Here is an 11,906-nt window from a genome sequence, read left to right as displayed (position 1 = left end):
ACGGGACCGTGCCGTCCGCGCCGGGGCCCGGCTCGTGGCGCGCTCTGGGCCGGGGCCGCCACGCGGTGCTTCAGCGGTACGTGCGCCCGGTCCGGCTCGAGAACCGCGCGGCGAGGCCGCGCGGGATGAGCCGGCCGGCGCCGACGAGGGCCTTGTACTGCAGGCTCGGCACGCTGACGGTGAGGCCGCGGCGGAAGTCGCGCAGCCCGGCGGCGACCACGTCGTCGGCGTCCAGCCACAGCGCCGAGGGCAACCGGGACATGTCGATCCGCGCCCGCTCGTGGAACTCGGTGTGCACGAATCCCGGGCACAGCGCCATGACCGGTACGTCCGGAAAGTCCTGCGCGACCGCCTGGCTGAAGCTCACCACCCACGCCTTCGAGGCGCCGTACGTGCCGCGGGGGAAGAACGCCCCCACCGACGCGACGTTGATGACGCCGCCGCGGCCCCGCTCGCGCATCGCGGGCAGTGCCGCGTACGTCAGCCGCAGCACGGCCTCGCAGTGCACCCGGAGCATGCTCAGCTCGTCGTGCAGCGGGACGTCGAGAAACCGGCCCTTCTGCCCGAACCCGGCGTTGTTCACCACCAGGTCGGCGCGGCGCGCCGCCTCCTCGCCCTTGGCGATCCCCTCCTCGGTGGCCAGGTCGGCGACCACCACCTCGGAGTTCCCGTACTCCTCGGCGGCGCCGGCCAGGCGTTCGGCGTCGCGGGCGAGCAGGATCAGGCCGAAGCCGTCGGCGGACAGGCGGCGGGCGAACGCCGCGCCGATGCCGGCCGTCGCGCCGGTGATGAGTGCGGTGGGCATGCCGCGTACGTTACTGCGCGGTTCTCCCCGACTCACCGTCCCGGTCCGAACCGAAACGGCACGGCGTGCATCTAATCTGGTCACGGAGCATTTCTGCGCCGCTCTGAAGAACGACGGGGGTTGCGGTGACGGGGATCGCGGAACGCATGCTGCTGCCACCCGCCGAACAGGCCGGCGGCCCGAGGCGGCACACCGGCCGCATACTGGCGATCGTCTGCGGGGCGATGGGCCTGCTGCTGCTCGCGCTCGTCGTCTTCCAGATGGTACGGCCGCTGCCGTCGGCCAGGCTGCGCCTGGTCACGCCCGCGAGCCGCACGGTCCCCGGAGCGCTGCACCTGCCCTGGCCCGCCGCCGGCCAGGCGGTGATCGAGGTCGACGGCGTCGGCCGGATGGGCGCCTCCGGCACCGGGACGCCGACGCCGACCGCCAGCGTCGCCAAGGTGATGACCGCCTACGTCTTCCTCCAGGACCACCCGCTCCGCACCGGCGAGGAGGGCCCGACTTACCGGATCTCCCCGGAGGAGGCCGCCCGCCTGCCCTGGCGCATCGCACGCGACGAGAGCCACGTCGACGTGGTGGCGAACCAGCCCTTCACCGAGCGCGAGGCCCTCGAGGCGCTGATGGTCGTCTCGGCCAACAACATCGCGCACGAGCTGGCCCGCTGGGACGCCGGCGGCGACGCGCCGTTCGCGGCCAAGATGAACGCCACGGCGCGCCGGCTCGGCATGACCGCCACCCGCTACACCGACCCGAGCGGCTTCGACCCGACCACCGTCAGCACCGCCGCCGACCAGGTGCGCCTGTTCCGCGCGGCGATGCGCGTCCCGGCCTTCGCCGAGGTGGTGAGCAGGCCGAGCTTCACGCCGCGCACCGGCGGCGAGACCCGCGCGGGAAGCGACACACTGCTCGGCTCGTACGGCGTCATCGGCGGCAAGACCGGCTACACGAGCAAGGCCGGAGGCAACTACGTCTTCGCGGCGCGCTCGGGCGGCCGGCTGCTCGTCGGCGCGGTGATGGCCCAGCCGCAGGCCACGAGCTCGGCCGTCGCCATCTCCGCCGCCCAACCGCTGCTCGTGGCGGCGGAGAACGCCTTGACCCGCGTGACGCTGGCACGGAGCGGCGCCGTGCTCGCCCGCGTCGACGACGGCTTCGGCCACCGGATCCCCCTGGCCGCGACGGCACCGGTCACGACGACGGGCTGGCCGGGCCTCACGGTGAGGCTCCGCGTCGTGGGCAAGGTGCCGCGCCACGCCCCGGCGGGCCGGACGGTCGCGTCGGTCACGGCGGGCCCCGACCGCACCCCGCTGCGCCTGACCCGCCCCCTGCACGCCCCGGGCCTGCTCGACCGCCTCACCCGCCTGGGCTGAACCGGGCTCCGGGTCCGGCGGAGCGGCCGTACCGGCCGGTCAGGCCTTCACGCGGAAGTCGCGGGGGTCGGGGCGGCGGGTGGCGCGGCGGTAGGCGAACGTGTGGCCGGGCCAGTTGTTGACCATCTTCCCCTCGGCCGTCATGTACCAGCTCCGGCAGCCGCTGGTCCACACCGTGCGGCGGAACCGCTGCTGCAACTCCTCGTTGAAGGCGTTCTGCACGTCGGCCCGCACGTCGATGTACGTGGCGCGGGACAGCGCGCGGACGCAGCCGACGATGTAGTTGAACTGCGACTCCAGCATGTAGATGATCGAGTTGTGGCCGAGGTTGGTGTTCGGCCCGTAGAGCAGGAACAGGTTGGGAAAGCCGTTCACCGCGATGCCGAGGTACGCCTCGGCGCCTCCGCGCCAGGCCTCCTCGAGCGTGCGCCCGCCCAGCCCCCGTACGGTCATCGGCGCGACGAACGCCTGCGTGCGGAACCCGGTGCCGTAGATGACCGCGTCGGCCGGGTACTCCCGGCCGTCCGCGGTGACGACCCCGCGCTCGGAGAGGCGCTCGATCGGCGTGGTGACCAGCTCGACGTTCGGGCGGCGCAGGGCCGCGTAGTAGTCGTCGGACAGCAGGATGCGCTTGCAGCCCATGACGTACGCCGGTGTCAGCGCGGCGCGCAGGTCCGGGTCGGGGACCTGCTCGGCGAGCCGCCGGAGGAAGGCCCGCTCGACGAGGCGCATCAGGCGCGGCGCGGTGACGAACGCCAGGCCGCGCGCCTCGAGCCGCGTGTACAGGTTCGCCCGGCTGAGCGTCCGCAGCGCCGGCAGCCACCGCAGCAGGCGCCGCTCCCACGGCGCGTACGGCCGGTCGGCCTTCTCGATGACGTACGGCGGCGTCCGCTGGAAGACGTGCACCTCGGCGGCCCGCTCCGCCACGCGCGGCACGAACTGGATCGCGCTCGCGCCCGTGCCGATCACCGCGACCCGTTTGCCGGTCAGGTCGTAGTCGTGGTTCCAGCGGGAGGAGTGGAAGGCCGTGCCGGCGAAGGCGTTCGGCTGGTCGGGGTAGGCGGGCCGGTTGAGCTGCCCGCACGCGGCGACGAGGGCCCGCGCGGTGAGCTCCTCCCCGGCGGTCGTACGGATCCGCCAGAGGCCGCGCTCCTCGTCGAAGGCCGCCTCCTCGACCTCGGTGCCGAACCGCGGCTCGATCCCGTACTTGGCGGCGCAGGCGCGCAGGTAGTCGAGGATCTCCTCCTGCGGCGGGTAGCGGCGTGACCAGTCGCGCCGGCGTTCGAAGGAGAAGGAGTACAGGTGGGAGGGGATGTCGCAGGACGCGCCCGGGTAGACGTTGTCGCGCCACGTGCCGCCCAGGTCGCCGGCCTTCTCCAGCACCGTGACGTCGCGCACGCCCGCGCGTTCGAGCCGGATGGCCATGCCGATGCCCCCGAAGCCGGCCCCGACGATGACGACGCTGAGCGGTTCGGACATGAGTAGCCTCCCACCCGCATGAAACCAGAGCGGGATTCGGCTGGAAACCCCGGCCGGGTCAGCGCTTCCGGTAGTGGAAGGTCACGCCGTACGTCCCGGCCTTGGGGGACTTGGCGACCTTGATCTCCGTGAGGGTGAAGTTCCCGATCGTCGCGCCGTGCGGGACGGTCGTCGCGGTGATCGTCCGGTGGGTCCGGCCGGCGACGTCGGTGATCGCGACGCGCATCCGCCCGGCGCGCAGCGCGCCCGTGTGCACGCGGAGACCGTTCACGGTCTTCAGGCCGCCCGGGGCCTGCCACCACGTGGCCGTACGGTGCCCGGCGCCGGCCGACGCCGAGGGGCTCGGAGAGGCCTTCCGCGCGGCCGCGCGCTCGCGCCGCACCGCGTCCGCCGGGTCGCTGCACCCCGCCAGCATCCCGATCGCGACGATCATGGCCGGCAGCCGTACGCCTCCGCGCATCACTCGTTGGAACACGAGGCAAACCCTATCGGCGCCGGCGTACCCCTTCGCGGGCACCGAGCTTGGCCAGCAGGCGTACGAGGGTGTCGCGCTCTTCGGCGGACAGCGTGCCGGCCCACAGCTGCTCGCGGTCGTTGTGCGTGCTGAACGCCGCGCTGATGGCCTCTTCGCCCTCAATGGTGAGGCTGAGGCGTACGGCCCGGCGGTCCTTCACGTCGGGCACCTTGCTCACCAGGCCGTCCCGGCTGAGCGTGCCGACGAGCGCGGAGACCGCCTGCCGGCTCATCCCGGACAGCTCGGCGGCGCGCTTGGCCTCCATCGGGCCGGCGACCCAGAGCGTGAACAGGAGCCGGAACCCCGGGTAGCTCCAGCCGCGGGGGCGGTGCACCACCGACTCCATGTCGTACACCACCATGTTGGTCACCCGGTAGAGGGTGAGGATGAGGCGCATGGCCTCCGGGTCGATCGCCGGGAGCCGCTCCCGCGTGCGCTCGACCGCGGCGTCGACGAATGACCAGAAGTCGAGGTCTTGTGCGGTCACGGACCACAGCTTAGAGTCGGATGAGTAGTAATCAAAGCTTTGATTAACCGCGGGAGGCGAAATGCCCTACTACCGCGTCACCGGGGAGGTTCCCCGCAAGCGTCACATCCAGTTCCGCCGGCCCGACGGCGGCCTGTACGCCGAGGAGCTCATGGGGGAGGAGGGCTTCTCCTCCGACTCCTCGCTGCTGTACCACGTGCACCTGCCCACCGCGATCGTCAAGAGCGAGGGCGTGGACCTGCCCGCGCACGCCGCGGGTGCGAGCCCGAACCACCCGCTGATGCCGCGCCACTTCAAGCCGCACGACCTGACCGCGGGCGGCGACCCGGTGCTCGGCCGCCGCCTGCTCATGGCCAACGACGACGTGCGCATCTCCTACGTGGCCGCGGACGCCGACGGCGACCTCTACCGCAACTCCGTCGGTGACGAGTGCGTGTACGTCGAGAGCGGCAGGGCCCGGCTGGAGTCGACCTACGGCGCGCTGGAGGTCGGACCGGGCGACTACGTGGTCATCCCGACCGGCACGATCCACCGCTTCGTCCGCACGGGAGAGGACCTGCTGCGGCTGATGGTGTTCGAGGCCTCCGGGCACATCCGGCCGCCGAAGCGCTATCTGTCGCAGTACGGCCAGTTCCTCGAGCACGCGCCGTACAGCGAGCGCGACCTGCGTGCGCCGGCCGAGCCGCTCGTGCTGGAGGGCGAGGACGTGCCGGTGCTCGTCCGCCACCGCGGCGGGCTGTCACGCCTGACGTACAAGAACCATCCGCTCGACGTCGTGGGCTGGGACGGCTTCCTCTACCCGTTCGCGTTCAACATCAACGACTTCGAGCCGGTGGTGAAGCGCACGCACGCGCCGCCGCCGGTCCACCAGACGTTCGAGGGTCCCAATTTCGTGATCTGCTCGTTCTGTCCGCGGCCACTGGACTTCCACCCCGAAGCCATTCCCATTCCGTACAACCACCACAACGTCGATTCCGACGAGATGATGTTCTATGTCGGCGGCGACTATTCGGCGCGTAAGGGATCCGGCATCGATGTCGGTTCGATCAGCCTGCATCCGTCCGGATTCACGCACGGCCCGGCGCCGGGTGCGGTCGAGGGCGTGATCGAGGCGGTCCGCAACGGGCACACGGAAACGACCGAGATGGCCGTCATGGTGGACACCTTCCGGCCGCTGAACATCGGCCACCAGGCGTCATCGGTCGAGGTGGGAGACTACGCCTGGACGTGGGCGCGCTAGACGTCCCGCGCATTTTCCGCAGATCCCGGAGGGTATTCCCCGGAGAAATGAAAATGCGCGGTCACGGCGTGTGACCAAAGCCGGTCCGGGTAGAAGTCGCACCGGATCCGGATGCTCGGCTGTTCGCTGTTTCCGCCGGGTCATCCGATTCTTCAACGCACGGCCGTCTTCTACCCGGAACGGAGATAACGCATGCACGAACTGTGCACGCCCGGCTTGAGCGTGCACGCCATCTGCGCGTTCTAGGGCGCGGACACATCGGTCTCCCTGCGGTTCGCCGGCGCGAGCGGGCCGCGGAGCACCTCTCTCACGAACAGCGACGCCGGCCCTCCCGGGACGCCGGGACGGCCGGCGTCGGCGTCCCCCGCGCCCCGGGTCCCTACGCCAAGACCGGAACGGCGGCGAGCAGCGTACGGGTGTACTCGTGCCGCGGCGACGTGTACAGCTCCTCCGCGTCCGCCAGCTCGACCAGCGCGCCGTTCCGCATGACCGCCACCCGATCGCTCACCTGCCGCACGACCGCCAGGTCGTGCGAGACGAACACGATCGTCAGCTCGTACTCCTCCTGCAGGTCGCGCAGCAGATCGAGGATCTGCGCCTGCGTCGAGACGTCCAGCGCCGACACCGGCTCGTCGCAGACCAGCAGCTTCGGCCGCAGTGACAGGGCGCGGGCGATGCCCATGCGCTGCCGCTGGCCGCCGGAGAACTCGTGCGGGTACCGGTCGTGCCGCGACGGGTCCAGGCCGACGCGTTCCATCAGCTCCCGCGCGGTCCGGAGCGCCTCGCGGCCGTCGGTGCCCTGCACGCGCAGCGGGTCGGCGATGCTGTCGCCGACCGTGCGCCGGGGGTTGAGCGAGGAGACCGGGTCCTGGAAGACCATCTGCAGGTCACGGCGTACCGGCCGGAGCGTGCGCTCCGGCAGCCGCGTGATGTCGCGCCCGCCGAAGGTGATCGTGCCCGAGGTCGGCTCCAGCAGCCGTACGATCATCCGGGCGAGCGTGGTCTTGCCGCTGCCGCTCTCGCCGACCACGCCGAGCGTCTCACCGCCGAGGATCTCCAGCGACACGTCGTCGACCGCCCGCAGCACGTCACGCCGCAGCCCCCCGCCCGGCCGCCGGAACTCCCGGCTGAGCCCGCTCACGGTGAGCAGCGGTTCGCCGGGTTCTTCGGCCGGTCGCTCCGGGCGCGGCGCGTCGAGGCGGGGAACCGCCTCCAGCAGCGCCCTGGTGTACGGCGCGGTCGGTGAGGTCAGCACCTCGGCCACCGGCCCCTCCTCGACCGCCCGCCCGTTCTGCATGACCAGCACCCGGTCCACCGACCGGGACACGACGCCGAGGTCGTGCGTCACGAGCAGCAGCGCCATGCCGGTATCGGCGCGCAGCTCGTCGAGCAGGTCGAGGATCTGCGCCTGCACGGTCACGTCGAGCGCGCTGGTCGGTTCGTCGGCGACGAGGATCTCCGGCTCGCACGCCAGCGCCATGGCGATCAGCGCCCGCTGCCGCATGCCGCCGGAGAACTCGTGCGGCCGGGACCGGGCCCGCCGCGCCGCGTCGGGGATGCCCACCCGGTCGAGCACCTCCACCGCGCGCGCCCACGCCTGCCGGCGGCCGGCGCCGGTGTGCGTGCGGTACACCTCCGCGATCTGGTCGCCGATCCGGAAGTACGGGTCCAGCGCCGACAGCGGATCCTGGAAGATCATCGCGATGCGCCGCCCGCGCAGCCGGCGTACGGACTCGTCGTCCAGCGCGTTGACGTCGTCCTCGCCGAGCCGGACCCCGCCCGAGACCCGGGCGCCGGAGCCCCGGTGCAGGCCGAGCAGCGCGAGCGCGGTCGTGCTCTTGCCCGACCCGGACTCCCCGACGATGCCCAGCGCGCCGCCGGCGGCCAGGTCGAAGGAGACCCCGTCGACCGCCCGCAGCACGCCGTCGCCGGTGGGAAACTCCACGCACAGGTCCTGGACCGACAGCACGGCACTGGGCACCGATGTCTCGCTCACGACAACACGACCCTTCGGTCGACCACCGCGTACAGCAGGTCCGCGACGGTGTTGGCGACCACGATCGCCGCGCCGGCCACGAGGGTGAGCCCGGCGACGACCGGCAGGTCGACGTTGTTGGATGACTGCACGATGAGCTGTCCCAGACCAGGCAGCCCGAACAGCGTCTCGGTGAGCATCGCGCCGACGAGGACGTACCCGAAGTCGTGCGCGCTCATGGTGATGACCGGCGTCAGCGCGCCGCGGATCGCGTGCCGGCCGACGATCCGGCGCTCCCGCAGCCCGTACGCGCGGAACGTGCGGATGTGGTCCTCCGAGAGCGTCTCGAGCATCCCGGTGCGGGTCAGCCGCGCATAGACGGCCGCCTGGGCGATGGCGAGCGTGAACCACGGCAGCAGCAGGTTCTTCGCCCACGCGGCCGGGTCGTCGCTCAGCGGCACGTACACGGGGAAGTCCATCCAGTGCAGGACACCGCAGAACAGGATCAGCAGCAGCATGCCGCTGACGAAGATCGGGGCGCCGAACGCGAGGATCGAGGCCGCCGTCACGGCGCGGTCGGTGAAGCGCCCGACGCGCAGCGCGGACAGCACACCCGCCCCGACGCCTATCAGCAGCCACAGCACCGCCCCGCCGGCGGTCAGCGACAGCGAGACCGGCAGCCGCTGCCCGATGAGCGACAGCACGGGCTGGTCGTTCTGGAACGAGAACCCGAGGCAGGGCGCCGCGCAGTGGGAGACGTCCGGGCCGGAGCTGTAGTCGCGGCCGACGAAGATCCCCTCCAGGAAGTGCCAGAACTGCACGTACTCCGGCTGGTCCAGCCCCAGCTTGTGGTCGATCGCGGCGAGCTGGCCACCGCCGCAGCCCTTCCCGCACACGAGCACCGCGGGGTCCGAGGGCAGCGCGTAGAAGATCACGTACACGAAGGCGACCATCACCAGCAGCAGCACCACGGTGCTGACGAACCGCCGCAGCAGGTAGCGCGTCATCGCCGGCTCACCGCCGTCCCGCGCGCAGACCGGCCCTGGGGTCCAGGGCGGTGCGCAACCCGTCGGCGAGCAGCGTGAACGCCAGCACGTTGACGAGCAGCAGCAGGCCGGGCACCAGGACGTACGTCGGGTCGGCCTGGAACCAGGTCGTGGCGGTGGACAGCATCTGACCCCAGGAGGACGCGGGCGGGCGCACGCCCACACCGAGGAAGGACAGGCCCGCTTCGGAGATCATGTTGGTGGGCAGCAGCAGCGCGGCGTAGGTCAGGACCGGCGCGGAGACACCGGGCAGGATCTCCCGCAGCGCGATGCGTGCCCGGCCGGCTCCGGACAGGCGCGCGGCGGCCACGTAGTCGCGGGTCCTCAGCGACAGCACCTGCCCGCGGACCAGCCGCGCCGTGCCGCCCCAGCCGAACAGGCCGATGACCATCATCAGCAGCAGCGGCCGGGGGAAGTCGCCCGGCACGATCGCCAGGAGCGCGATCGCGAAGATGAGCTGCGGAAAGGAGATGGACAGGTCGATCAGCCGGCCGAGGAACGAGTCGGCGATCTTGCCGCCCAGCCCGGCGGCCAGCCCGATGCCGATGCCGAGGAGGAGCTGCACGACCAGCGTGCCGATCGCGACCACGAACGAGATCTGCGCGCCGCCCAGCGCGCGGGCGAACAGGTCACGGCCGGTCGTGGGTTCCACACCGAGCCAGTGCGCGCCGCTCGCGCCGCCGAACGCCCCGCGCGGCACGCCGCCGCGCGCGGAGTCCAGCAGCTCGGGGTGGTAGGTGGTGGCGTCCTGACCCTCGAGGTGGATCAGCAGCGGCGCCGTGATCGCGGCGACGATCATCACGACCGCCACCACGAGGCCCGTCATGGCCATCCGGTCGGCGAACAACCGGCGGCGCACCTGACGGCCCCGGGTCGGCGCCTCCGGAGCGGCGCCGACCTCGGTGACCAGCTCAGCCGTCATCGCCCGCTCGCCCTCCTCACTCGCTCCGCGGGCGGCGTGGGCGGCGTCCTCCGGGGGAGGACGCCGCCCACGCCGCTCGCCGCGTCGGGCCCACTCGCGGTCATTTAACCGAGACCATCGCCGGGTCGTAGGAGCCGCGCCACTGGTCGAGGTAGGCGTTCTTGACGTTCTTGCCGGTCAGCCGGATGTAGATCGGGTGGATCAGCGGAACGGTGAGCGCCTGCTTGCCGATCTCGGCGTCCAGGGCGCCCCAGCGCGGCCGGGCCTGGGCCGGGTCGGTGATCTTGTTGATGGCGTCGAACTCGGCGTTGATCTTCGGGTCGTTCAGCTGGGAGGCGTTGAAGTTGCCGCCGTCCTTGAGGATCTGGCGCCCGTCGAAGATCGGCCCGAGGAACGGCCCGCCGGTCGGCCAGTCCGCGCCCCACGTGGTGACGAACATGCCCGGCTCGGTCGAGGGCTTCTGGATGGTGTCGCCGTACGAGGCGTCGTCGTAGGCCTTGAGGTTCACGTTGATGCCGGCCTGCTTGAGCGCGGCCTGCACGGCGGTGGCGACGGCCGGGCCGTCGTGGTTGTAGTCGGCGTTGCGGTGCGCGAGCGTGACGGTCAGCCCGTTCGGGTGCCCGGCCTGGGCGAGGAGCTCCTTCGCCTTGGCCGCGTTCCCGCCCGGCCCGGCCGGGAAGTAGTCGTAGGGCTGGTAGCCGAACGCGGCCTGGTCGGGCAGGAAGGTCGTCGCGGCCTTGGCGAGCGAGCTGCCGCCCGCCGCGTTGACCACCGACTGGCGGCTGACCGCGTACGCGACCGCCTCGCGCACCCGGATGTCGTCGAACGGCTTCACCTTGGGGTTGAAGGCGATGTAGTCGGTCTCGCCGAACTCACCCTTGACCGCGCGCTTCTTCAGGTTCGGGTCGTTAGTGATCCGGGCCAGCTCGGCGGGGGACAGGTCGGTGTCGGTGGTGATGGCGTTCGCGTCCTTGCCGGCGCTGGAGCTGAGCCGCTGGTTGATCACGGCCGCGTTCAGCCCGTAGGTGCCCTCGATCCGGTCGGGGCAGGCCAGCCGCTGGTCGTCGACCGCGCGCGACCAGTACGGGTTGCGGACCAGGACCATGCTCTTGTCCTGCTCGTGCGACTGCACCTTGTACGGCCCGCTGGCCACCGGGTGCTTCTCGTACCCGGTGCCGTCGTCCTTGGCCTTGGGCACCGGGGCGAACTGCGTCGCCGTCGCCACGTACGGGAAGTCGCCCTCGGGCTTGCGCAGCTTGAAGACGATCGTCTTGTCGTCCGGGGTCTGGATCGAGTCCAGCTCCTTGCCCTTGTACGGGCCCTTGTAGTCCTCGCCGCCGACCAGCCAGTCGCGCAGGTACGGGATGCCGCCGGGCAGCTCGGGTGCGAACGAACGCTCGACACCCCACTTGATGTCCTTGGCGGTGATGGGCGTGCCGTCGTCGAACTTCAGCCCGTCCTTCAGGTGATAGGTCCAGGTTTTGGCGTCGTCGCTCGGCTTGCCGGTGTCGGTGGCCAGGTCGGGCACGACCTGGTCGCCCGCCTCCCCGGGCACCCGGTGCCGGGTGGTGAGCGTGCGGAAGATCAGAGAGGGGACCGCGCCGCCGCCGGAGGTGTAGATCCGGGCGGGGTCGAGGTGGTGGGCGGTGGGGTCGCTCTGGTTGAGGATGTAGAGCGTTCCACCCTGGCAGTTCTTGGCGTCGAACGCCCCACCCCCCGACGAGGAGGAGCCGTTGTCCGACGAGCAGGCCGCGGCGGCGGCCAGCAGGGCGGCGGTGGTGAGCAGGGCTGCGGTTCTTCGCATCACAGGTTTCCCATTCAGGGCGATGGCGGCGGCATGACACGACTGCAACAGAGGATGACAGCCGTGAGTTGGCCGGAAAAGGGGGAGATCAAGACCGGAACGCGAGACGTCCGTTGATCAGGGGCGGGAGGCTCAGAGACTTCAGATCAGGCCGCACACAGCGCGCTGGCCTGCCGCCGGAGGTCGACGTGCAGGCGTGCGACGAGGGGCTCGCTCCGATACACAATCATGAAGATATCTCATGCGGGGATCATGGGCTCAGAGGTG

The 11,906-nt window shown here is 71.5% G+C and carries 11 protein-coding genes; 2 read left to right on the top strand and 9 right to left on the bottom strand.

The genetic code is table 11. From position 1 onward, the window contains the following. Positions 1–70 precede the first annotated feature (70 nt). Positions 71–805, bottom strand: coding sequence for an SDR family NAD(P)-dependent oxidoreductase (locus OG417_RS36745; protein WP_329238948.1), 735 nt, complete (start codon positions 803–805; stop codon positions 71–73). Positions 806–930: 125 nt separating this feature from the next. On the opposite strand from OG417_RS36745, the gene OG417_RS36740 reads away from it, so the two are divergent. Next, on the top strand, positions 931–2,172 hold the full coding sequence (locus tag OG417_RS36740; RefSeq protein WP_329238946.1) for a D-alanyl-D-alanine carboxypeptidase family protein: 1,242 nt from the start codon (positions 931–933) through the stop codon (positions 2,170–2,172). Between the two features lie 39 nt (positions 2,173–2,211). Here the strand turns inward: OG417_RS36740 and OG417_RS36735 are convergent, their stop codons facing one another. Genes OG417_RS36735 through OG417_RS36725 form a run of 3 tightly spaced genes read right to left on the bottom strand, consistent with a single transcriptional unit; the run spans position 2,212 to position 4,652 of the window. After that, positions 2,212–3,651 (bottom strand): flavin-containing monooxygenase, encoded by a 1,440-nt coding sequence (locus OG417_RS36735; RefSeq protein ID WP_329238942.1) that lies wholly within the window; start codon positions 3,649–3,651, stop codon positions 2,212–2,214. Positions 3,652–3,709: 58 nt separating this feature from the next. Then, positions 3,710–4,126, bottom strand: a complete 417-nt coding sequence (locus OG417_RS36730) for a hypothetical protein (protein WP_329238939.1) — start codon at positions 4,124–4,126, stop codon at positions 3,710–3,712. Positions 4,127–4,136: 10 nt separating this feature from the next. Beyond that, positions 4,137–4,652 carry a MarR family winged helix-turn-helix transcriptional regulator gene (locus OG417_RS36725; RefSeq protein WP_442875596.1) on the bottom strand — a complete coding sequence of 172 codons (516 nt, stop codon included), beginning with the start codon at positions 4,650–4,652 and terminating at the stop codon, positions 4,137–4,139. A 61-nt stretch (positions 4,653–4,713) separates the two neighbouring features. On the opposite strand from OG417_RS36725, the gene OG417_RS36720 reads away from it, so the two are divergent. Further along, positions 4,714–5,892 carry a homogentisate 1,2-dioxygenase gene (locus OG417_RS36720; protein WP_329238937.1) on the top strand — a complete coding sequence of 393 codons (1,179 nt, stop codon included), beginning with the start codon at positions 4,714–4,716 and terminating at the stop codon, positions 5,890–5,892. 379 nt (positions 5,893–6,271) lie between these two features. Here the strand turns inward: OG417_RS36720 and OG417_RS36715 are convergent, their stop codons facing one another. The 5 genes from OG417_RS36715 to OG417_RS54555 all read right to left on the bottom strand — a co-directional run bounded on the left by OG417_RS36715 (position 6,272) and on the right by OG417_RS54555 (position 11,869). Then, positions 6,272–7,888, bottom strand: a complete 1,617-nt coding sequence (locus OG417_RS36715) for an ABC transporter ATP-binding protein (protein ID WP_329238935.1) — start codon at positions 7,886–7,888, stop codon at positions 6,272–6,274. Beyond that, positions 7,885–8,874, bottom strand: a complete 990-nt coding sequence (locus OG417_RS36710) for an ABC transporter permease (RefSeq protein ID WP_329238932.1) — start codon at positions 8,872–8,874, stop codon at positions 7,885–7,887. The genes OG417_RS36715 and OG417_RS36710 overlap by 4 nt, the downstream gene beginning before the upstream one ends. Before the next feature lie 7 nt (positions 8,875–8,881). Further along, positions 8,882–9,835, bottom strand: coding sequence for an ABC transporter permease (locus tag OG417_RS36705; protein WP_329238929.1), 954 nt, complete (start codon positions 9,833–9,835; stop codon positions 8,882–8,884). A 100-nt stretch (positions 9,836–9,935) separates the two neighbouring features. After that, positions 9,936–11,639, bottom strand: a complete 1,704-nt coding sequence (locus tag OG417_RS36700) for an ABC transporter substrate-binding protein (RefSeq protein ID WP_329238926.1) — start codon at positions 11,637–11,639, stop codon at positions 9,936–9,938. A 146-nt stretch (positions 11,640–11,785) separates the two neighbouring features. Continuing rightward, entirely contained in the window at positions 11,786–11,869 is an 84-nt protein-coding gene (locus tag OG417_RS54555) for a putative leader peptide (RefSeq protein ID WP_425550916.1), read from the bottom strand. Positions 11,870–11,906: the final 37 nt, after the last annotated feature.

This window comes from Actinoallomurus sp. NBC_01490, from assembly GCF_036227085.1.
Lineage (GTDB): Bacteria > Actinomycetota > Actinomycetes > Streptosporangiales > Streptosporangiaceae > Actinoallomurus > Actinoallomurus oryzae.
Note: the sequence above shows the minus strand (reverse complement) of the source record. Positions and strands in the feature narration are given on the sequence as shown.